The organism is Paenibacillus sp. NPDC093718 (assembly GCF_050279985.1).
In the GTDB taxonomy this organism is placed as follows: Bacteria; Bacillota; Bacilli; order Paenibacillales; family Paenibacillaceae; genus Paenibacillus_AQ.
In genome coordinates this window covers 78,892-99,954 of the sequence record NZ_JBNNUS010000015.1, presented here as the reverse complement: position 1 = coordinate 99,954, position 21,063 = coordinate 78,892, and the positions used below count along the sequence as shown (strand labels likewise).

The following is a 21,063-nucleotide window of genomic DNA, read 5'->3' as shown; positions in this document are numbered from 1 at the left end:
AAGACCCCTTGAAGACGACGAGGTAGATAGGTTGGAGGTGGAAGTGCAGCAATGCATGGAGCTGACCAATACTAATCGGTCGAGGGCTTATCCAACATATTTCAATGTGCTGCAAATTCGTTTCGTATCTAGTTTTCAGGGAATCAATCTCTGTAACTGCATACAAGTTATGATGGAGAGATACCCAAGTGGCTATAAGGGGACCCTCTGCTAAGGGGTTAGACTGCGTAAGCGGTGCGAGGGTTCGAATCCCTCTCTCTCCGCCATTTGAATAACTTGAACGCAAATAGGTTTATATGGCGGTGTAGCTCAGCTGGCTAGAGCGTACGGTTCATACCCGTGAGGTCGGGGGTTCGATCCCCTCCGCCGCTACCATACATACCTGGAGGCTTAGCTCAGCTGGGAGAGCATCTGCCTTACAAGCAGAGGGTCGGGGGTTCGATCCCCTCAGCCTCCACCATGTACTATTTTTATCACCTTACCATGCCGGTGTAGCTCAATTGGTAGAGCAACTGACTTGTAATCAGTAGGTTGGGGGTTCAAGTCCTCTCGCCGGCACCATCTTTAATAATGTGGAACTGTGGTGTAGAGGCCTAACATGCCTGCCTGTCACGCAGGAGATCGCGGGTTCGAATCCCGTCAGTTCCGCCATTATTAATTTTAAGGAATAAAAATAGTCGGTTTTCCACAGATTAAAGTGGGATGCCGAACTTTATTTTTATGTCATTTATGTAAGGCTCGGTAGCTCAGTCGGTAGAGCAGAGGACTGAAAATCCTCGTGTCGGCGGTTCGATTCCGTCCCGAGCCACCTTTATATCCTGGAGGATTAGCGAAGTGGCCAAACGCAGCAGACTGTAAATCTGTTCTCGTCCGAGTTCGGTGGTTCGAATCCATCATCCTCCACCAGTAATAAGAGCCATTAGCTCAGTTGGTAGAGCACCTGACTTTTAATCAGGGTGTCGAAGGTTCGAGTCCTTCATGGCTCATCCGAGAGTCGTCAACGTTGTTGACGGCTCTTTTTGTATTGTTTTTAAGCGGGTTTTCCCCAATGTAAGTGGACTTAGAGAGAAGGCATTGTCGTTTGTACAGGGTCTTATGCTAAAATAAGAAAAAACGATAAAGTGGTGGAGTCATCAATGGTGGAGATGGAGCACATCGTTCAGAAACTAGAGCAGACCTTGGGTACCTCACTCGGTTTAAAAACATTGAATGATCAAGAAGCGGCATGGTTAACACAATCAATGGCGACCTCACCGCCATTCGGTGATCGGATTGGTTATGAGGTAGGAGCCCAGGGGTCCAATAACCGTGTAGAAAACGGAACTTCGCACAAATCAAACAAATCACGAAGGGTTCACGGCGCCTATGTTCGCAAGGACCTGGGTGAGATTTGGATTCCAGTGAATCAACAGGATCCTAGCCGGGTAATCGTAGCGGATCAAAATGCTTTGACGGAGTCGGAGATTGGGCTTATAACTCTACTATTGTCGAGCCTGCAGGATACGATGCCAGGGGGAGTGCCCAAGAATACCGGTAAGATTGAAGAAGAACGACGAGCCCAACAGTTAGGTGGTTGGTTAAAGGAACGGCTGCAAGCCGGTGAACTGCTTGCTGAATTACCAGATGAAATGTTGATTCGGACAAGTTTGACAGAGCACATGGTTCCCTTTCTTGTAATTCATGAGAGCGAGCATGCTCCCACTCCAAGCTATAAGGCGCTGCATCGGTTATTGCGCAGCTATTTTGGCGGGGACATCATTCTGGTGCCACTGCTTGATAAGGAATGGATTATACTAGCGAACCAAGAATTGCTGGATGGTATAACGACGGAAGATAAAGAGGATACTTCGGTGGAAGGCGACCAGGATTTGCTCTCTTTATTCTGTATGGGACTCTACGAGCTGATTTCAACGGAATGGGTGGGGGATTTCCATATCTCCGCGATACCGGCAGTTAATGCGTTGCATGCTCTGCCACAGACCGTTAGCATGTTAAGAGAGACCATGACCATCGGCCGAACGTTCCAGGTCAAGGAACATATCCATCTGTCGACCGGGCTTCACCTGGAGCGTCTGGTTTATAGCATTCCCGAGTACCAGCGCAATCAATTTCTGCGTGAGTACGCTGCAGGACATACCGATTTGTTCGAGGATAGCGAGACATTGTCAACGCTGGAGTCTTTTTTCGAATTGGATTGTAACGTGAGTGAGACGGCCAAGCACCTGTATATCCACCGCAACACGCTGCTGTACCGCCTGGATAAGATCAAACAGGAGACGGGACTAGATGTTCGCAGCTTCAGTGATGCGGTTTTAGTGAAAATAACGCTTCTATTGTATAAAGTGACGAAAAGGAAATAGGTTTTTTGTGCAGATTGTGTATAGCAAGTCAGGTGCCTATGGGGTAATATAAGATTATAAATTAATTGTATTCGATTTCATAACATTCATATGAGGGGGCAAATGCACATGGCTGGTGTACGCTTAGAGCATATTTACAAAAAGTATGCAGGTTCGGATAAAGCAACTGTAATTGACGTTAATTTGGATATTAAAGATAAAGAATTCTTGGTTCTGGTAGGTCCTTCCGGTTGCGGTAAGTCCACGACACTGCGTATGATCGCGGGTCTTGAGGAAATTTCTGAGGGTAAACTTTACATTGGCGACCGCGTTGTTAACGATGTAGCACCTAAAGATCGCGACATCGCGATGGTATTCCAATCCTACGCCTTGTATCCACATATGAACGTATATCAGAACATGGCATTCGGTTTGAAACTCCGTAAAGTGAAGAAAGACGAAATCGATAAACGTGTACGTGAAGCAGCGAAAATCCTGGACATCGAGCATTTGCTTGAGCGTAAGCCAAAAGCTCTGTCCGGTGGTCAGCGTCAGCGTGTTGCCTTGGGTCGTGCGATTGTCCGTGATCCACAAGTCTTCTTGATGGATGAGCCGCTTTCCAACTTGGATGCGAAACTCCGCGGTCAGATGCGTGCCGAAATCACCAAGCTGGTTAAGCGTCTTGAAACCACTTGTATCTATGTAACGCATGACCAAACAGAAGCTATGACGATGGGTGACCGTATCGTTGTTATGCAGGATGGCATCATTCAACAAGCGGATTCCCCTGAGCAACTGTACAACAATCCGAACAACCTGTTCGTTGCTGGTTTCATCGGTTCCCCAACCATGAACTTCATCAACGGTAAATTGTCCGAGCAAAACGGTGGCGTATACTTTACTTCCCAGGGCTTGAACGTTCAAGTACCAGGCGGTAAAGCACAATTGCTCAAAAATAAATCCATGATTGGCAAAGAAGTAATCATGGGTGTTCGTCCGGAAGATATTCATGAAGAGCCAGTCTTCCTGGAAGCTTCCCCGAACACAATCTTCTCTGCAAAAGTCGATGTAACCGAGAACCTTGGTCACGAAATGCTCTTGTACCTAAGCGGCTTGGGCACTGATACGGTTATCGGCCGTGTAGACGGACGTTCGACTACTCGCGAAGGCGACAATGTGAAATTGGCACTCGACATGAACAAAGTTCATATCTTTGATAAAGAGTCTGAATTGAACGTATTGCTCGAAGACTAATCTTCAGCAATCCGGGATCTCTTGAAAACCGCCCCCTTAAGGGGCGGTTTTTTTAGGAGAAAAAGATATATATCAAGGTAGTATTCACGCCTGGAGAAGGTGTAAGGCGTTTCACGCAGAAGGAAGTTGCATTCAATGGAATAGCAGATAATATAAAGCAGTCAACCCTGAGGCGGGAAAAGAATAGAGTTAATAATTCCTTTCGTAATAAAACGTTACATTTATATTATTCAAGTTATAGAACGTAATCGTAGCATCGATTCACCCCGATATGAGCCTAATGTCCCTATGGAATAGTCGAAGAGAATTGCATTCATTGGCTTTTTTCGATAAGATAAGCACAAAGCAAGGCATACATAAGTATTGAACATATGGGATGTTGAGCATATTTCATGGTAATTGCCAGATCGCAGATATGTGGACAGTAGTGCTCTTTAGGAATAACTGAATGATGGAATATATCATCCAAGACGGGCCGTGCCATATGGCGGTTCCGTTGTGATGTCAACATACAATGGAAGAAGAGGGGTAAGACCATGGCCAAGAAAGTGAAGGTATCCGAGCTGGTCCAGCAGTTTCAGCTGGAGGTCATCGCAGGTGAGGAAGGCTTGAAACGTCAGATTACAACGGACGATCTGAATCGCCCAGGATTGGAAATGGCCGGTTATTTTGAATACCATCCGCGGGAACGGGTTCAGCTTATGGGGCGTACGGAGTTGGCTTTCTTCGGAATGCTGAAGCCGGAAGAGCGTAAAGAGCGGATGCGCAGCCTGTGCACGGAAGAAACACCCTGCATCGTTGTAACACGTTCCTTGGAGGTGCCGGAGGAACTGGTGGAACTCGGGAATGAGAGAGGTTTGCCTGTCCTGCGCAGCAGCATGGCAACAACCATTCTGACAAGCCGATTCACAAGCTTCCTGGAACGCAAACTTGCACCAACTACAACCATCCACGGGGTATTGTGCGATGTTTATGGCGTGGGTATGCTGATAACAGGCTCAAGCGGGATCGGAAAAAGCGAGACGGCACTGGAGCTCGTCAAACGCGGACACCGATTAATTGCGGACGATGCGGTGGAGATACGTCAGACATCGGATTTTCAGCTGCATGGTACGGCACCGGAGCTCATTCGCCATCTTCTGGAGATTCGCGGAGTCGGTATTATTAATGTAATGACGTTATTCGGTGCAGGAGCCGTTCGGAACAATAAACGGATTACCCTTGTTGTTCGATTGGAAGCCTGGCAGCAGGATAAACAGTATGATCGTCTGGGGTTAGATGAAGAAACAACACGAATTATAGAGACGGACATCCCTCTGGTCACCATTCCGGTTCGTCCAGGACGTAACCTTGCGGTTATTATTGAAGTGGCAGCTATGAACTACAGATTGAAACAAATGGGGCTGAATGCTGCACTGCAGTTTACGAACAAGCTGACAGCTACGATCGCTGAAGATATGGACGATTTGGACTAGGACTAGGGAGGTTATAAAAGATGCAAACATTGCTCATCGATCCGGTGGCGTTCTCCATCGGATCGCTGCGTGTTCATTGGTATGGCTTGATTTTGGGTTTGGGTGCTTTGGCGGGGCTGTTACTGGCCATTCGCGAGGGGAAGCGTTTTGGCATTCCGCAGGAATTTTTCATGGATTTGCTCTTGCTTGGCGTGCCTTCCGCAATCATTGGTGCTCGTATTTATTATGTAGCTTTTAAATGGGAAGACTATAAAGACAACTTCCTGGATGTGTTCAAAATATGGAATGGCGGGATTGCCATATTCGGTGCCCTAATCGGTGCCATTATCTGTGCTTTGATCTATGTTCGCCGCAAAGGCTATTCGTTCTGGCGGATTGCCGACATCTGTGCTCCGTCCCTGTTGGCGGGCCAGATCATTGGACGCTGGGGGAACTTCGTTAACCAGGAGGCCTATGGCGGTCCTGTAAGCGAGTCCTTTTTGCGCGGGCAGTTGCACCTGCCTGATTTCATCGTCAATCAAATGAATGTACAAGGCGTATTCCATCATCCTACCTTCTTATATGAATCCTTATGGAACTTGGTGGGTATTGTCATACTGCTTATCCTCCGCAGACAGAAATTCTTGCGCGCAGGTGAGCTCTTCATCGGATATTTCATCTGGTATTCCATCGGCCGGTTCTTCATTGAAGCGGTGCGTACGGACAGTTTGGCATTCCAAGGCGCAGCCGGACTTGCCGACTTCATTAACAATACATTATGGGCGCCGATGACTTGGATGGGCTTTGAACTGGGCCATCTGGACCCGGCTTACGGAAATATTAGGATCTCTCAGCTGCTGTCCGTGTTGATTGTCATTGGAGGCATCGTACTGATCATTGTGCGCCGTGTAACGGGTCGTGCCAATGTACGTTATTTGGACCCCATCGTGTCAACGAAGACCGGAGCAGGTCCTACGCCTGAAGCGGACCTTCAGACCAATAAAGCCGTGAAGTCGTCTGCGCAGGCACCTGTTAAGCAGGACAAACCGGCAGCAGAGCCAGCAGAGACGGCTGACAAAAGCTCTCTAACCCAAGCCCAGGAGACGGAAGTCAAACCTTCCTCAGTAGAAGATACTCCGGCAATAAAACCAGATACGGAGGACAAAAAGGAGTAGTTGCAGCATGATCGAAACCGTACTGTTTGATTTGGACGGAACCATTATTGATACGAATGAATTGATTATCTCGTCGTTTCTGCATGTCTTCGAGGCTCAGGCCCCGGGACCGCTAACCAGGGAGCAGATCATTCCACATATGGGAACCACGCTGGAACAGCAGCTGCAGGCTTTCTCGGGAGGCGTCGAGGATGTTAGTCCGCTTGTCAAAGCCTACCGCTCCTTCAACACGCTTCATCATGATGAGATGGTTAGACCGTTCCCCCATGTAAATGAAGTCGTGGAGCGTCTTCATCGTCACGGGCTTTCACTGGGGATTGTAACGACGAAGATTCGTCCCTCCACGATGATGACTTTGGAGAAGTACGATCTGGAGCGCTTCATGTCGGCAATTGTGACGGTGAACGACGTCGAGCATCCGAAACCGCATCCTGAGCCCGTTCTGACGGCGATCGAACGGCTGGGCGCCAATCCGGCTACGACATTGATGATCGGGGACAGCCCGGTCGACATTCAATCTGCCAAGGCGGCGGGCGTGAAGGCCGCCGCTGTAGCTTGGTCCCTGAAGGGTGAGCAGAAGCTGATGGAGTATGGTCCGGATTATGTTTTAAAGGATATGAAAGACCTGTATGAGATCGTAGGACTTCAAGAGGAATAGGAGTTTTGGCAGCATGGCCAGAAAGATTACCCGTTATCCTGTAGAAGGGCCAAACGCGCTATGGCAAATCTACCGCACCGTGAGTCCGTTCAAGGGCGTGAAGAACTTCATCTTTATCCAGTTGGCCCGCTATTGTCCTATTCTGCCCTTGAAGAACTGGATATACCGCCATATGCTCGGAATGAAGGTGGGGAAGCATACCGCGTTTGGATTGATGGTCATGGTGGATGTGTTTTTTCCGGAGAAAATATCCATCGGCGAGAATTCGGTGATCGGCTACAATACAACGATTCTTGCCCATGAGTATTTAATAAAGGAATATCGTCTGGGTGAAGTGCGGATCGGGGAGAACGTGCTCATCGGCGCGAACACCACGATTTTGCCTGGCGTAACGATCGGAGATGGAGCGGTTGTTGCTGCAGGGTCTGTCGTACATAAAGATGTGGCACCGGGTGTTTTTGTAGGCGGCAATCCATTGCAAGAGCTGAAGAGGACATCAACGGAAAGTGAGTCAATTTGAGGTAATGTGACAAGTTAGGTTCTCAAGCTACCAGAATTATTGTAGAATGAGTAGAGGATAACATGACACAAAGCGATTCAATAGTCCCCTGGGTATGATAGCCTTGAGGGACTTTTTTGCCCGCCTATCCTTATACACTGACTCTATGAAAATACTTGAAAACAAGGAGGCGACGCCTGACATGAGTGCAACGCTGAACAAAAAGGAAAGGCTGCCGCAGCTCGATATTTATCGTGCTCTGGCCATCCTGGGCGTGCTTCACGTTCATGCGACTTCATTTGCAACGGTCGATGCGATTGATTCGCGATTCTATTATATTATTAATTTTTTGAATATATTTTTTAAATACGGTACACCCTCGTTTATATTCCTAAGCAGCTTTGTCCTGTTCTATAACTATGCGGACCGGCCGCTGACTAAGGATCTGATCAAAAACTTCTACAAACGGCGGCTCTTGTACATTCTGCTGCCTTATGTGTTGTTCTCGATCATCTATTTCTTTGTGCGGATGTATCAGAACGGGTTGCTCAACAGCTCATTTGATCTATGGGCGCAGATGCCGATTTTCTTTGAACGTTTAATTCGGGGGCAGAACTATACGCACTTATATTTTGTATTTATCAGTTTACAGTTCTATATCCTGTTCCCAATTTTCCTTAAGCTGTTCAAATCGTCCCGGTTTCTCGTACGGTGGGCGGTTCCCATCGGGTTCCTGCTGCAATGGGGCTTTATCATATGGAATAAATACGAGCTGCACTACACGTTTAAAGGAAGCTTGGCCATCTCGTATTTAGCCTACTATATGCTGGGTGCTTATCTGGCGATGAATTACGACAAATTCAAGGGCTGGCTTACGTCATCTTGGAAAAAGCAGACGTCAGGTCAAAGAGCAGGTACAGTCGTGTTATGGGCGGGCTGGCTCGCGATGGCGCTGACGCACGTGCAGATTTGGTACAATCAGAGATTGCACGGTGCCCAATACGACTCCCTGTTGTACGAGCTGTTATGGAATCTGCACACGGTTTTCTCCGCCATTGTGCTGATGCAGCTGGCCAGCTGGCTGTATAACAGCGGTTGGAGACTGATCGTGAAGGTGCTGACGCGGATTGGCGAGTTGTCCTTCGCGATCTATCTGGTGCATCCCCTCTGGCTGTTCCTGTATCGGGAGTACGATCTCAAGCTGAATCCGGTAACCGATGATTATCTCATCTGGATTTATGGCGGCATGGTAACTGCCCTGATTGTTAGTGCGCTGGTCGTACAAACCGTGTTCCGGTGGATTCCAGGCTCTTGGGTGCTGCTTGGCAGCGTTCCACGATCATTGAAGCCATCATCCAAAGCGCCAAAAGCGCCATCGCAGAGAAAAGACACTGTTGGAGGCGACAGCAAGAAATCAGTTGATCTATAATCATAGCAGGCATATTCTTTATTCTTACCAAACATGATGAAGCAAAGCCGTCCGGCAATCGGGCGGCTTTCGTATTATTAGGTCAGCCAGAGATTACGAAGTGGCCTAATAATACAGTACCAGCTATTTTGTATTTATGCCGCTCGAAGATGGGAGAGGTTCAACCCACAGACAAGCAAGCCACGCCAGCTTGTTCTTGTGTTACAATTATACCCAGAAGTTAAGCGAATTCTTTGGCGGCTAAGGTGAAGAACAACAGAGAACGATACATAGCAAGAAGCGTCTATGATGCATTGACGATCGGGCAGAGTTCATGGTAATATAGCCAATATCCTTTAATTTATTAGCAAGGTACCACTTTACCATATTAAAGACTTTTCTGAATTTGAGGTGGAGCGTCATGTCTAAACCGAAAGGCTTCGAGAAACCGGCAGGTGTTCGTGATTATCTCCCTCATGCGGTCACCAAGCTGCGCCGGATTGAACGTGAAGTGCTGGCATGTATGGACCGCTGGGGATACCGGCAGATTATGACACCAACGATGGAATATTACGATACGGTCGGCGTGGCAAGCTCTACGTCGGACCAAAAACTGTTTAAATTATTGAATAAGCGCGGAACGACAATGGTGCTGCGGTCCGATCTGACCGCCCCCATAGCAAGGGTCATGTCGTCGCTGCTGAAGGATGAGCCGTTACCGGTGCGTTTGTCTTATCATGCGAATGTATTTCGCGCAATCGAAGAAGAGGCGGGTCGGGAGGCCGAATTCTTCCAGACGGGTGTAGAGCTTGTAGGCGACGATACGCCGGAGGCCGATGCCGAAGTGATTGCACTGGCCATCGAATCCCTGAAGGCGGCAGGCGTGGAGAAATTCAAAATCGCGATGGGGCATATGGGTTACCTTAATGGCCTGCTCCAGGAAGTGCTGCCTGAGCGGACGGAGGATCAAGAGAGCCTAAAGCAGGATCTGCTGAACCGCGACTATGTCGGATACCGAAATACCATTGCCAGTCTGCGCCTTACGGGGACACAGCAGGACCAGCTGGAGGGAATCCTGAAGCTGCGCGGGGGCCGGGAGATTGCCGGGCAAGCGCTTGAAATTAGCAGCAATGATCTCGCAAGAGCTTCTATTGAGCATCTGTGCAGAGTATGGGAGGTGCTGGAGGCATACGGCGTCTCCAGGCATGTTCTGTTTGATCTGACGATGCTCGGCGACTTCTCCTATTACACGGGAATGACGTTCGAGGGATATGCTGCCGAACTGGGCTCGCCCGTCGCAAGCGGTGGTCGTTACGACAAGCTTCTGCAGCAGTTTGGCCGTGCGGTTCCGGCAACAGGCTTTGCACTCAAGACCAATCGCATTCTGGATGGAGTGCAAGGGGAAGAGATTGCGGAGGAGCTGCCCATTCTGATCCGGTACACGGCCTCCTATCGCAAAGAGGGATTGGCAAAAGCATCAGAATTGCGGGCACAAGGCCATACCGTCATCACCTCGATCATGCCAGACTCGGCGAATGTCCGCGATGCGGGTGTACCCGTTGTATCCGGCAGCCTGCTTAACAGAGGCTATCGGGAGATCATTACCCTTCAATAGAACGCTGATATATCACTCTATTTTATATAGGTTAAGGTCAGGAGGATTTGAACGTGGCGGAAACGTTGAAAGTAGCGATGCCCAAAGGGCGTATTTATAAAAAAGCATCCGCGCTGTTCCGTTCAGCCGGACTTCCGATTCCCCTCGATGTGGATGAAACGCGCAAGCTGGTCATTCCTTTGCCGGAGGCAGGAATGGAATTTATTCTGGCGAAGCCTGTGGATGTGCCGACTTATGTGGAATACGGTGTCGCGGATATCGGAATCGTTGGCAAGGATGTGCTGATGGAAGAGAACAAAGACGTTTATGAGCTGCTAGATCTCGGCATCGCAAGGTGCCGGATGTCGGTGATCGGCTTGCCGGACTGGAAGCCGGGCATACGTCAGCGGGTTGCCACCAAATATCCGAACGTGGCATCACAGTATTTCCGTGAACAAGGCCAGCAGGTTGAGGTGGTTAAGCTGAACGGTTCGATCGAGCTTGCACCGCTTATCGGTTTGGCGGACCGGATCGTGGATATGGTGGAAACCGGCCAAACGCTCAAGGAGAACGGACTTATAGAGATGACCAGCATCTTTGAAATTACAAGTCGCCTGATTGCCAATCGTGTCAGCTATCGAATGAAGAATGATGAAATTCAGGCATTGTGCGATCGGCTGCAAACGGTCATTATGTCTGAGGGAGCGAATATACAGCGCTAAGAAACGCAGATATAAGCAAAGATGAGCATGGATCGATCGGACATATAGATTGTCGATTCGTAAGAAACGCTGAGCGTGTATTGAAACAAGATGTGATGCAAGCAGCAGGATTGGGGGAGATTAAGGTGAAGGTTGTATCAGCACGGGACTTTCAGCTAAAACGGGAAAATGATTACGGCACACCAGAGCAGAATGAAGTCGTGAAGGCGATTGTGCGGGATATTCGGTCTGAAGGAGATGCTGCCTTGCTGCGGCATACCGAGCAATTGGACCGTATCCGTCTGACCGCAGATCAGCTTCGAGTTACAGAAGAAGAGCTCAAAGCGGCTTATGATCATGTGGAGCCCTCGTTCGTGAAGGCAATTCAGGCTGCAGCGGAAAACATACGCGCTTTTCATGTGAAGCAGAAGCGGAATTCCTGGATGGATCTTCAAGCCGACGGCAGCATCTTGGGGCAGATCATTCGTCCGTTGAAACGCGTGGGTGTATATGTGCCCGGGGGAAAGGCAGCCTATCCTTCATCCGTGCTGATGAACGTGATCCCGGCGCAAGTGGCAGGCGTGCCCGAGATTGTCATGGTCACCCCCCCGGCTACCGGCGGGAAAGATGGGATTAATCCCTATATCCTGGTCGCTGCAGCCGAGGCGGGCGTCACGGAGATCTACCGCGTAGGAGGAGCTCAAGCGATTGCAGCGTTGGCCTACGGTACGGAGACCATTTTCCCCGTCGACAAGATCTGTGGTCCCGGCAATATTTACGTTGCGCTAGCTAAGAGAGAAGTGTACGGGGCGGTTAATATTGACAGCCTGGCCGGTCCGAGCGAGATTGCGGTATTGGCCGATGACAGCGCGGATGCTTCGTATATTGCGGCGGATTTGCTCTCCCAAGCAGAGCATGACGAGATGGCATCCGCCATTCTCGTGACGCCTTCGCGCAAGCTGGGCGAGGCCGTTGCCACTGAAGTGGAGCGGCAGCTTGAGCTGCTGCCGCGGCGCGACATTGCCCGAGCTTCCGTTGACACTTACGGCGCGGTGATTATAACAGAATCCCTTAGAGAAGGGATCGAAATTATTAACCGTTTAGCGCCGGAGCATCTGGAGATCGTGACGGAGGAGCCGATGGCGATTGTGGGCCAGATCGAGAACGCAGGTGCAATCTTCCTGGGGCCATACAGCTCGGAGCCGGTAGGCGATTATTTTGCAGGACCGAATCATATCATCCCGACGAATGGGACGGCACGGTTTGCGTCGCCGGTGGATCTGGACGATTTCATAAAGAAATCGAGCTTGATCTACTATAGCAAGGAAGCGCTGCTGCGCGACGGCGAGCAGATTATGGAGCTGGCCCGGCGCGAAGGGCTTGAAGGTCATGCCCGGGCGATCGAGATTCGACTGGAGCAGGAGCTTAATCAATAAAGAGGAGCATCGATGATTCGTTATATTAGATACGTATAGAGGAGGCAGTCAACGTGAGCAGTTTGGATGCAGCAGCAAGATCAGCCGGCGTGAGCCGCAAAACCAATGAAACCGATATTGCCCTGGATTTCAATGTCGATGGAACCGGGATCTCGGAATTGGAGACCGATGTGCCGTTTCTGAATCACATGCTTGATTTGTTTACGAAGCATGGCCAGTTCGATCTTCGCGTCAAGGCGAAAGGCGATATCGAGATCGATGACCACCACACGGTGGAGGATATCGGAATTTGCCTGGGGCAGACGTTCCGCGAGGCGCTGGGTGATAAAAAAGGTATTAAGCGATATGCCAGCGTGTTTGTACCGATGGATGAGGCGCTTGCTCAAGTCATTGTGGATATCAGCAACCGCCCGCATTTTGAGTACCGAGCGGAATATCCTTCGCAGCAGGTAGGCTCTTTCCATACCGAGCTTGTTCATGAATTTCTGTGGAAGTTGGCGCTGGAAGCCCGGATCACGCTGCATGTCATCGTTCATTACGGACACAATACCCACCATATGATTGAAGCGGTATTTAAAGCGCTCGGCCGTGCATTGGATGAGGCGACTACCGTGGATCCACGCGTGACCGGCGTGCCATCCACGAAGGGAGTGCTCTAATCGATGGCGATTGCAATCGTGGATTATGGCATGGGCAATTTGCACAGCGTGAGCAAAGCAGTGGAGCGGCTTGGGTATGAGCCGCTCGTCACGGGGGAGCGAGAGGGAATTCTGGCGGCGGATGGCATCATTCTGCCCGGAGTCGGTGCGTTCGGCGATGCCATGGAGCAGCTGCGCGAAACCTCGCTGGACTCGGTCATGAAGGAAGCTGCGGAATCGGGGAAGCCGCTGCTGGGAATTTGCCTCGGTATGCAGCTCCTGTTCAGCCGAAGCGAGGAGCATGGCAAGTTTGAAGGGCTGGATATTTTGCCCGGATCGGTTGTACGGTTTGCGGGTGGTGACTACAAGGTGCCGCATATGGGCTGGAATTCGTTGCAGTTCGAGAAGCGGGAGCATCCGCTGTTTGCGGGGCTTGAGGAAGGTCATGTGTATTTTGTCCACTCGTATCATGTTCTTCCTGAGGTTCAGGCTGATTTGCTGGCGGTTACCGATTACGGTCAGCCAGTGACGGCCATCGTGGGCCGCGGTTCGGTGTACGGCATGCAGTTCCATCCCGAGAAGAGCGGGGAGCTTGGAATGAGCCTGCTTCGCAATTTTTTAGCTTTAACGTAGGCTTAAACGTAACGTAAGGCGATCAAATAGACCAGAAGGAAAGTGGGAATGGGGATGTCCTCTTTTATCATATATCCGGCCATCGATATTCGTGGAGGCAAATGCGTCAGACTCGTGCAAGGCGATTATAATCAAGAAACGGTATACAATGATAATCCGCTGGAGGTAGCCAAATCGTGGGAAGAGCAGGGCGGCACCTTTATTCATCTCGTGGATTTGGACGGAGCGAAGGCAGGCCACCCGGTGAATGACGATATCATCGGGAAGATCGCAGCCAGCGTCCAGGTTCCGGTTCAGGTAGGCGGAGGCCTGCGCACGCTGGCGGATGTGGAGCGGCTGCTGTCGCTTGGCGTCAGCCGGGTGATCATCGGTACGGCGGCGATTGAAGACCGTGTCTTTACGGAAGAGGTGCTGGGCAAGTACGGGGATAAGGTGGCCATCGGGATCGATGCGCGTAACGGATACGTGGCAACTAGAGGCTGGCTGGAAACGTCGGAGGTTCAAGCCGAGGTGTTGGCTAAGGAGCTGGTAGCCAAAGGAGCGGAGACCTTCATATTTACCGATATTTCCCGTGACGGGATGATGCAGGGGCCTAACGTGGAGGGGATTGTCTCGCTTGCCAAAGCCAGCGGCCGCTCGGTCATCGCTTCGGGCGGCGTGACGAAGCTGGATGATTTGCTGGCACTCAGCGCGCACAGCGGTGACGGTGTAGGCGGAGCAATTGTAGGCAAGGCACTGTATACAGGCAATATTGATCTGAACGAGGCCATTACTCGAATCAAGTGAGGCCCGACCAAGGGTTCTTTCAAATAAGCGATTGATCGACGGAGTTCATAGGGGGAGAGGGGAAAGGCATGCTGGCAAAACGAATCATACCTTGCCTGGACGTCAAGGACGGTCGGGTGGTGAAGGGCGTAAATTTTGTGAATCTCCGCGATGCGGGCGATCCCGTGGAACTGGCGGCACTTTATGACCGGGAAGGCGCAGACGAGCTAGTCTTTCTGGATATTTCGGCATCGGTCGAAGGCCGGGCGACGATGGAGGAAGTCGTGCGGAGAACGGCAGGGGAAATTGCCATCCCTTTTACCGTGGGTGGAGGCATCTCGTCCGTCGAGGATATGAAGCGGATTCTGCGGGCGGGCGCGGATAAGATCGGGATCAATACGGCAGCGGTCAAGCAGCCGGAGCTCATCTCGGCCGGGGCACGCAAATTCGGCTCCCAATGCATCGTTGTGGCCATCGATGCCAAGTACAACGAAGCGTGGGGAGAATGGGAAGTGTACACGCACGGCGGACGTACGCCTTCCGGCATCAAAGCGCTGAATTGGGTGAAGCAGGCGGAAAGCCTGGGTGCGGGCGAGATTTTGTTGACCAGCATGGATGCGGATGGAACGAAGGATGGGTTCGATCTGTCGCTTACCTCTGCCGTATCTTCGACGGTGCAGATCCCGGTCATCGCATCCGGCGGCGCCGGCAAAGAGGATCACTTCTATGACGTGTTCACCAAGGGCAAGGCGGATGCGGGTCTTGCCGCAACGATTTTTCATTATAAAGAGATCTCGATTCCTCATCTGAAGTTGCAGCTTAGTCAAAAAGGAGTGGATATACGGTGAGCGATGATATGTTGAAGGATTTATCCCTGGAGCAGGTCAGCGAGCATATCCGTTGGGATACCTCGGGCCTGGTGCCGGCGATTGTACAGGATGCACAGAGCAAGCAGGTGCTGATGATGGCTTATATGAATCGGGAGTCTCTTCGATTGACGCTGGAAAGCGGCGAAACTTGGTTCTGGAGCCGCTCGCGCAAGGAGTTGTGGCATAAGGGAGCAACTTCCGGAAACGTCCAGACGGTAGTATCCATGACGTACGACTGTGATGGAGACACCCTCTTGCTGCAGGTGGATCCGAAGGGACCGGCTTGTCATACCGGACAAACGACCTGCTTTTACAATGAGATTACGGTTCAGGGGCAGAAGAGCGAGCCTGTGAACAGCCGTGCAGCTGCAGAGAGCGGGCGGTTTGCGGTTCTTGCCGAGCTGGAAGAGGTCATTGCCCAGCGTGAAGTAGAGCGGCCTGAAGGAGCCTATACGACTTACCTTTTTGATAAAGGGGTAGACAAAATCCTGAAGAAGGTGGGCGAAGAAGCTTCGGAAACGATCATCGCCGCCAAAAATAAAGACAACGCCGAGCTTAAGCTAGAAATCAGTGATCTCATCTACCACCTGCTGGTACTTCTCCAGGAGCGGAAGCTCCCGCTGGATGAGATCATGGATGAGCTAAGCCGCCGCCATGAACGGCCGCGCCGCGATTAGGAGGCTTACCGATGCATATTGATTACCATACCCACCATGCCCGGTGCGGACATGCCGAGGGGCAGCTGGAGGAGTATGTACGGCGCGCCATTGAACTCGGGATGGACCAATTGGGCTTGTCGGATCATATGCCCTTGATTCACGTCAACCCGGAAACGTATTATCCGGAAATGGCCATGCCGATGGACGAGCTGCCGCGTTATGTGGAAGAGTGCCTGCAGCTGAAGGAACGCTACAAAGGGCAGATTGACATTCGGATCGGTCTCGAAGGCGATTATATCGAGGGTTATGAAGAACAGATTGAGCGGATTGTGAATGACTATCCATGGGATTATGTCATTGGCTCCGTTCATTTTCTTGGTGAATGGGATATTACGGATTACCGTCAGACCCAAGGCTGGGAGGGCAAGGATCCCCTTGAGGTTTATAGACGATATTATGATGCGGTCCAGAAAGCCGCCGCGACCGGATTCTATGATATCATGGGTCATCTGGACGTGATCAAGCGGTTCGGTTATGGGCCAGGCCCCGAGCAGAAGCCGGAAGTGATCGCTCTGGAACAAGGAGCCCTTGCGGCCGTGGCCCAAAGCGGAAAAGCCATGGAGCTGAACGCCTCCGGCTTATCGAAGGCCTGTGAGGAAATGTTTCCAAGCCGCCGCATGCTGGAGGAAGCGATGAAGCTTGGCATTCCGTTGACTTTAGGGTCGGATGCCCACCAGCCGATGAAGCTGGGCGAGCATCTGGATCAGGCACGGGCACTGCTATCGGAGCTTGGAGTTCGGGAGATTGCGACCTTCCGTAACCGGAAGCGGGAGATGGTGCTTTTGAATGTTGAGGGAAACCATGTATAATAAAGAAAAGCACTAATTGCAAACAGGTTTATTGCAGACGGCTGTTTTCTACTCCCAGAGACCCTTCTTCGAAGAGGTTGACGGAGGCGGGAACGGCCTGATTTGACGATAGCGCTTTCAACGAGATCGCTGCATCAGCCGACATTATCAACCACTCTCGTCAGGAGGTCCTCATGTATCGTTCATTACGATTGTTCGCCGGCACTTCAAATCCGACGCTTGCCGCAAATATCAGTCAGCAGTTGGGAGTTGAACTGGGAAAGATCAAGATTTCCCGCTTTCAGAGTGGCGAAGTTTATGTGCACTTTGAAGAGAGCATCCGCAATTGCGATGTTTTCCTGCTGCAGTCCTTTTCTCACCCTATCAATGAAATGTTCGTAGAGCTGCTGGTGATGATTGATGCCGCGAAGCGCGCTTCCGCCAGAACGATCAATATCATTGTGCCTTATTACGGTTATGCCAGACAGGAACGAAAGTCAGCGCCGCGTGAACCGATATCGGCCAAAATGGTAGCCGACGTGCTGACTACAGCCGGTGCCAACCGCGTGATAACCATCGATCTGCATGCGCCAGCCATTCAGGGCTTCTTCAATATACCGGTGGATCATCTGACTGCGCTGGATTTGATTACGGAGTACCTGAAGTCCAAGAATATCGAGAATCCGGTTATCGTTTCTCCCGATGCCGGACGGGCGAAGACGGCCGAGAAGCTTTCGAGCCGCCTCGGGTCGCCGTTTGCCATGATGGTCAAGCAGCGTCCCGCCCATAACGAAGCGGTTATTACCCATGTCATTGGGGACGTGGCGGGTCGCACGCCGATTATTATCGAAGACTTGATTGATACGGGAACTACCATCGTGCAAGTGGTGGAAAGCTTAAAGGAACGGGGAGCCAATGATGCCATTGTGTGCGCAACCCATGGCCTTTTCTCCGGTGAAGCACTTGACCGTCTCGACCATGCACATATCGAGGAAATCGTGGTCACAGACTCCATTGTGCTCCCGGATCATCACTGCAAAATGAGGCTTAAGGTGCTGTCCGTAGCGCCCATGTTGGCCCAGGCAACCCATATTATTATCGAGGGCGGATCGATCGCCACTTTATTCAAAGACGCCGGTGTGTAAACTGGTGTCTTTTTTCTGCAAATGACGTTGAAACTTGTGTTATACTGTTGTGGATAGAGGAGCAAGTTAAAGGAGGTGCCTTGCTTTTCGTGAATGGTCATCCATATGGGTCCAGTGACCCCCACAATGTTATATCTATCGAGATGAATGCCAATTTCTTCTTCGATCGCGCGGTTCGTTCGCTTGATCGTTTCCAATATGACAAGGCTCTGAAATATTTTCGCAAAGCTGTTGAATATGAACCGGATAATCCGGTGAATCATTGCAATATGGCGGGTATATTATCAGAGACGGGAGATTATAAAGCTTCCAACGATGTGCTGGCTCACGTTCTGGAGCAGGTTGACCCGTTGATGACGGAGTGCTACTTCTATATGGCGAACAACTACGCCAATATGGAACAGTTCGAGAAAGCGGAAGAAGCGCTTGTTACCTATCTGGAGGAAGACCCGAGCGGTCAATTTTTGGATGAGGCTGAGGAGATGATGGAGCTGCTTCATTACGAGCTGAATCGTCCAGCCAAGCTGAACCGGATCAAGAGTCGTGAAGGCGTGGTCGAGCATGAGCATGCGCGGGCACTGCTGGAGGAAGGGAAATTCGCACAAGCGGTCAAGCTGTTGGAGGAAATCGTCAAGGATAATCCGGATTTTCTGGCCGCGCGCAACAATCTGGCTCTAGCCTATTATTATATGGGACGCTTTGATACCGCGAAGCGCACCATTGGCGAGGTGCTGGATCAGGAGCCGGGCAATCTGCACGGTCTATGCAATCTGGCTATCTTCTTTCAGCATGAAGGAAATCAGGAGCAGCGTGACCGATTGATGGACATGCTAACGGTGACGGTTCCTTTCCATCAGGAGCATGTGTTTAAGCTGGCGACAACGATGGGAATACTGGGGCAGCACGAAATTGCCTACGGTCATTTTCGCCGGTTGTTGAAGGATGAGGAGTTTAGCGGAGATCCTAGCCTGTATCATTATACGGCCGTTGCTGCATGCAATAGCGGTTATTATGACAGGGCCGAGAAATATTGGCGGCAAGCATTGAAGCTGGATGGAGATTCGGTGATTCCGGATTTCTATCTGGCACAGCTGCAGAAGCGTAAAGAGACCGGTACGGACCAGATGAAGGTGAGTTATCACTATCATCTTCCGTTCGAAGAGCAGTTCAAACGATGGGAGCATGACGGCGACAAATTGACGGAGGAAGCGAAGCAGAATCCGCTGATTCGTTCTTCGTTCTTCTGGGCGCTCCGTCATGGCGATCCCCATACCAAGCTGCAGGTGATCCGGACGCTGGAATTGATTGCCGATGAAGAGGTACAGCACGCGCTGCAATCGTTCCTGCAGGAACCGGGAGAGGATGCGGAGCTGAAGGATGCCGCCCGCCTGGTGCTCCAGCAGATGGAGGCCGCAAGCAATCGGCTGAAAGAACGCCGCGACGATCGCGATATATCCAGCAGCAAGACCCGCGAGGTGCTGCCGGATTGGCTGCCTTCCTGGAAGGCGGTGCTGGAGAGGGCAGAGCAGACCATGGACATGCGGGTAGACGCTTTTTGGAAAAAAGAGATGGAGAATCTCTGGTCCGAGTTCCTGAGCCGGCTGTACCCTGATATTCCGAACATTCGGAATGTGGAGGGCTGGGCAGCGGCACTGGAATATTTGACGGCCAAGAAGCGTGGACGAACCCTGACCTATGAACAGGTAGCTGTCCGTTACGGCATTTCGCCTTCAACGGTGAGCCGTTACGCACGTCAAATGGATAGCGTATGTGAAACGAAAGCACAGCCGGATGATAATTTCCGGCCATTTACGGAAAACATTTAAGTAAGAACCCATATTCGGATACTTAGGAGACCTTGGTACATGAAGATTCCATAAGTCCTGAATAGGATGTAGCACGTAACAGAAATCGACACCTTAAAGGAGGCCGTATCTATGTACAAATCAATCGTAATCGGAACAGGACCTGCCGGATTGACGGCAGCCATCTACTTGGCGCGCGCGAACTTGAAGCCGCTCGTTATCGAAGGAATGCAGCCGGGCGGTCAGCTTACCACAACGACAGAGGTTGAGAACTTCCCCGGATTTCCGCAAGGAATCATGGGTCCCGAGCTGATGGATAATATGCGTCAACAAGCGGAGCGCTTCGGTGCGGAGTTCAAGAGTGCCTGGGTCGAGTCCGTTGATTTCTCCGAGCGTCCGTTCAAGGTGAATGTCGAGGGCATGGGCGAGCTTCTGGCTGAGTCCGTTATTATCTCGACAGGAGCTTCCGCGAAGTATCTCGGAATTCCGGGAGAGCAGGAGAACGTTGGACGGGGCGTAAGCACATGCGCCACATGCGACGGATTCTTCTTCCGCGGGAAAAAGATCATTGTCATCGGCGGCGGCGACTCCGCGATGGAGGAAGCCAGCTTCTTGACGCGTTTCGCTTCCAGCGTAACGGTAGTGAACCGCCGTACCGAGCTGCGTGCATCCAAGATCATGCAGGATCGCGCGCGTGAGAACGAGAAGATCCAGTGGGCTCTGGACCGTACGCCGGTTGAGGTGGTTACCAGCGAAACCGGTGTTAAGGGGCTAAAGGTCCGCAACAACGAGACCGGAGAAGATGAACTGATTGAAGCAGAAGGCGTGTTCGTGGCTATCGGCCATACACCGAACACGGGCTTCCTTGGCAATCAGATTACAACCGATCCGACCGGCTACATCCTGGTAAAACCGGGTACGACGGAGACGAACATCCCGGGTGTATTTGCCTGTGGTGACGTTCAGGATACACGTTATCGCCAAGCGATTACGGCCGCAGGCACAGGCTGTATGGCCGCTATGGACTGCGAGAAGTATCTCGAGGGTCACATGGTGCATGACTGGAGCGAGACGCTGAATAAATAATCCCTGACTTTTAGTGGATGATACGTGAAATAGAAAAAGCCTCTGAGCTATACAGCTGACGGTTTTGACGAGACTAACATCTCGTACATAACCTGTC

19 protein-coding genes, 8 tRNA genes and 1 rRNA gene are annotated in these 21,063 nt (G+C 51.1%); all 28 read left to right on the top strand.

The features are described 5' to 3' along the window. Positions 1 to 95 (top strand): 23S ribosomal RNA (locus ACQKPA_RS30485); the annotation flags it as partial. 79 nt (positions 96 to 174) lie between these two features. Further along, positions 175 to 266, top strand: a tRNA-Ser gene (locus tag ACQKPA_RS30480). Between the two features lie 32 nt (positions 267 to 298). Continuing rightward, positions 299 to 375: transfer RNA gene (locus ACQKPA_RS30475), tRNA-Met, on the top strand. Between the two features lie 9 nt (positions 376 to 384). Next, positions 385 to 460 (top strand) — tRNA-Val (locus ACQKPA_RS30470). Between the two features lie 25 nt (positions 461 to 485). Then, positions 486 to 561, top strand: a tRNA-Thr gene (locus tag ACQKPA_RS30465). Positions 562 to 574: 13 nt separating this feature from the next. Further along, positions 575 to 651, top strand: a tRNA-Asp gene (locus ACQKPA_RS30460). 84 nt (positions 652 to 735) lie between these two features. After that, positions 736 to 808, top strand: a tRNA-Phe gene (locus tag ACQKPA_RS30455). Between the two features lie 12 nt (positions 809 to 820). After that, positions 821 to 906 (top strand) — tRNA-Tyr (locus tag ACQKPA_RS30450). A 7-nt stretch (positions 907 to 913) separates the two neighbouring features. Further along, a tRNA-Lys gene (locus tag ACQKPA_RS30445) sits at positions 914 to 986 on the top strand. 150 nt (positions 987 to 1,136) lie between these two features. Continuing rightward, positions 1,137 to 2,360: a PucR family transcriptional regulator gene (locus ACQKPA_RS30440; protein WP_427496104.1), complete on the top strand. Its 1,224-nt coding sequence runs from the start codon at positions 1,137 to 1,139 to the stop codon at positions 2,358 to 2,360. A 108-nt stretch (positions 2,361 to 2,468) separates the two neighbouring features. Further along, positions 2,469 to 3,593, top strand: a complete 1,125-nt coding sequence (locus ACQKPA_RS30435; protein ID WP_071219439.1) for an ABC transporter ATP-binding protein — start codon at positions 2,469 to 2,471, stop codon at positions 3,591 to 3,593. Between the two features lie 536 nt (positions 3,594 to 4,129). After that, positions 4,130 to 5,068: an HPr(Ser) kinase/phosphatase gene (gene hprK, locus ACQKPA_RS30430; protein WP_071219440.1), complete on the top strand. Its 939-nt coding sequence runs from the start codon at positions 4,130 to 4,132 to the stop codon at positions 5,066 to 5,068. A gap of 20 nt (positions 5,069 to 5,088) precedes the next feature. After that, positions 5,089 to 6,222 carry a prolipoprotein diacylglyceryl transferase gene (gene lgt / locus ACQKPA_RS30425; RefSeq protein WP_427496103.1) on the top strand — a complete coding sequence of 378 codons (1,134 nt, stop codon included), beginning with the start codon at positions 5,089 to 5,091 and terminating at the stop codon, positions 6,220 to 6,222. A 7-nt stretch (positions 6,223 to 6,229) separates the two neighbouring features. Next, positions 6,230 to 6,880 (top strand): pyrophosphatase PpaX, encoded by a 651-nt coding sequence (ppaX, locus tag ACQKPA_RS30420; protein ID WP_427496102.1) that lies wholly within the window; start codon positions 6,230 to 6,232, stop codon positions 6,878 to 6,880. Positions 6,881 to 6,893: 13 nt separating this feature from the next. Next, positions 6,894 to 7,400, top strand: coding sequence for an acyltransferase (locus ACQKPA_RS30415; RefSeq protein ID WP_427496101.1), 507 nt, complete (start codon positions 6,894 to 6,896; stop codon positions 7,398 to 7,400). Positions 7,401 to 7,581: 181 nt separating this feature from the next. Then, complete coding sequence (locus ACQKPA_RS30410; RefSeq protein WP_427496100.1) at positions 7,582 to 8,808, top strand: acyltransferase; 1,227 nt, start codon at positions 7,582 to 7,584, stop codon at positions 8,806 to 8,808. Between the two features lie 400 nt (positions 8,809 to 9,208). After that, the gene (locus ACQKPA_RS30405) at positions 9,209 to 10,402 is read left to right on the top strand and encodes an ATP phosphoribosyltransferase regulatory subunit (RefSeq protein ID WP_427496099.1); all 1,194 of its coding nucleotides are present in this window, start codon (positions 9,209 to 9,211) and stop codon (positions 10,400 to 10,402) included. Between the two features lie 53 nt (positions 10,403 to 10,455). Continuing rightward, the gene (gene hisG / locus ACQKPA_RS30400; RefSeq protein WP_071219446.1) at positions 10,456 to 11,103 is read left to right on the top strand and encodes an ATP phosphoribosyltransferase; all 648 of its coding nucleotides are present in this window, start codon (positions 10,456 to 10,458) and stop codon (positions 11,101 to 11,103) included. Positions 11,104 to 11,228: 125 nt separating this feature from the next. After that, positions 11,229 to 12,518 (top strand): histidinol dehydrogenase, encoded by a 1,290-nt coding sequence (hisD, locus tag ACQKPA_RS30395; protein WP_427496098.1) that lies wholly within the window; start codon positions 11,229 to 11,231, stop codon positions 12,516 to 12,518. A 53-nt stretch (positions 12,519 to 12,571) separates the two neighbouring features. Next, on the top strand, positions 12,572 to 13,177 hold the full coding sequence (gene hisB, locus ACQKPA_RS30390) for an imidazoleglycerol-phosphate dehydratase HisB (protein WP_009595657.1): 606 nt from the start codon (positions 12,572 to 12,574) through the stop codon (positions 13,175 to 13,177). Positions 13,178 to 13,180: 3 nt separating this feature from the next. Further along, a complete protein-coding gene (hisH, locus tag ACQKPA_RS30385) occupies positions 13,181 to 13,789 on the top strand; it encodes an imidazole glycerol phosphate synthase subunit HisH (protein ID WP_427496097.1) in 609 nt (202 codons plus the stop codon). Between the two features lie 54 nt (positions 13,790 to 13,843). Continuing rightward, positions 13,844 to 14,575, top strand: coding sequence for a 1-(5-phosphoribosyl)-5-[(5-phosphoribosylamino)methylideneamino]imidazole-4-carboxamide isomerase (gene hisA, locus ACQKPA_RS30380; protein ID WP_427496096.1), 732 nt, complete (start codon positions 13,844 to 13,846; stop codon positions 14,573 to 14,575). A 68-nt stretch (positions 14,576 to 14,643) separates the two neighbouring features. Continuing rightward, on the top strand, positions 14,644 to 15,402 hold the full coding sequence (hisF, locus tag ACQKPA_RS30375) for an imidazole glycerol phosphate synthase subunit HisF (RefSeq protein ID WP_427496095.1): 759 nt from the start codon (positions 14,644 to 14,646) through the stop codon (positions 15,400 to 15,402). Continuing rightward, a complete protein-coding gene (hisIE, locus tag ACQKPA_RS30370) occupies positions 15,399 to 16,100 on the top strand; it encodes a bifunctional phosphoribosyl-AMP cyclohydrolase/phosphoribosyl-ATP diphosphatase HisIE (RefSeq protein WP_427496094.1) in 702 nt (233 codons plus the stop codon). Before hisF ends, hisIE begins: the two co-directional genes overlap by 4 nt. 11 nt (positions 16,101 to 16,111) lie before the next feature. Continuing rightward, the gene (gene hisJ, locus ACQKPA_RS30365) at positions 16,112 to 16,951 is read left to right on the top strand and encodes a histidinol-phosphatase HisJ (protein WP_427496093.1); all 840 of its coding nucleotides are present in this window, start codon (positions 16,112 to 16,114) and stop codon (positions 16,949 to 16,951) included. Positions 16,952 to 17,124: 173 nt separating this feature from the next. Continuing rightward, positions 17,125 to 18,075, top strand: a complete 951-nt coding sequence (locus ACQKPA_RS30360; RefSeq protein WP_071219453.1) for a ribose-phosphate diphosphokinase — start codon at positions 17,125 to 17,127, stop codon at positions 18,073 to 18,075. A gap of 89 nt (positions 18,076 to 18,164) precedes the next feature. Further along, complete coding sequence (locus ACQKPA_RS30355; protein ID WP_427496092.1) at positions 18,165 to 19,901, top strand: tetratricopeptide repeat protein; 1,737 nt, start codon at positions 18,165 to 18,167, stop codon at positions 19,899 to 19,901. Between the two features lie 111 nt (positions 19,902 to 20,012). Further along, positions 20,013 to 20,966, top strand: a complete 954-nt coding sequence (gene trxB / locus ACQKPA_RS30350; RefSeq protein WP_076326141.1) for a thioredoxin-disulfide reductase — start codon at positions 20,013 to 20,015, stop codon at positions 20,964 to 20,966. The last annotated feature ends 97 nt before the right edge of the window (positions 20,967 to 21,063 follow it).

Bases quoted from the DNA above. Each gene is read 5' to 3' on its own strand.
- hprK (WP_071219440.1), top strand. From the start codon at position 4,130: ATGGCCAAGAAAGTGAAGGTATCCGAGCTGGTCCAGCAGTTTCAGCTG.
- hisA (WP_427496096.1), top strand. From the start codon at position 13,844: ATGTCCTCTTTTATCATATATCCGGCCATCGATATTCGTGGAGGCAAA.
- ACQKPA_RS30435 (WP_071219439.1), top strand. From the start codon at position 2,469: ATGGCTGGTGTACGCTTAGAGCATATTTACAAAAAGTATGCAGGTTCG.
- ACQKPA_RS30410 (WP_427496100.1), top strand. From the start codon at position 7,582: ATGAGTGCAACGCTGAACAAAAAGGAAAGGCTGCCGCAGCTCGATATT.
- hisJ (WP_427496093.1), top strand. From the start codon at position 16,112: ATGCATATTGATTACCATACCCACCATGCCCGGTGCGGACATGCCGAG.
- lgt (WP_427496103.1), top strand. From the start codon at position 5,089: ATGCAAACATTGCTCATCGATCCGGTGGCGTTCTCCATCGGATCGCTG.
- hisF (WP_427496095.1), top strand. From the start codon at position 14,644: ATGCTGGCAAAACGAATCATACCTTGCCTGGACGTCAAGGACGGTCGG.
- ACQKPA_RS30405 (WP_427496099.1), top strand. From the start codon at position 9,209: ATGTCTAAACCGAAAGGCTTCGAGAAACCGGCAGGTGTTCGTGATTAT.
- ppaX (WP_427496102.1), top strand. From the start codon at position 6,230: ATGATCGAAACCGTACTGTTTGATTTGGACGGAACCATTATTGATACG.
- ACQKPA_RS30415 (WP_427496101.1), top strand. From the start codon at position 6,894: ATGGCCAGAAAGATTACCCGTTATCCTGTAGAAGGGCCAAACGCGCTA.
- ACQKPA_RS30440 (WP_427496104.1), top strand. From the start codon at position 1,137: ATGGTGGAGATGGAGCACATCGTTCAGAAACTAGAGCAGACCTTGGGT.
- hisH (WP_427496097.1), top strand. From the start codon at position 13,181: ATGGCGATTGCAATCGTGGATTATGGCATGGGCAATTTGCACAGCGTG.
- ACQKPA_RS30360 (WP_071219453.1), top strand. From the start codon at position 17,125: ATGTATCGTTCATTACGATTGTTCGCCGGCACTTCAAATCCGACGCTT.
- trxB (WP_076326141.1), top strand. From the start codon at position 20,013: ATGTACAAATCAATCGTAATCGGAACAGGACCTGCCGGATTGACGGCA.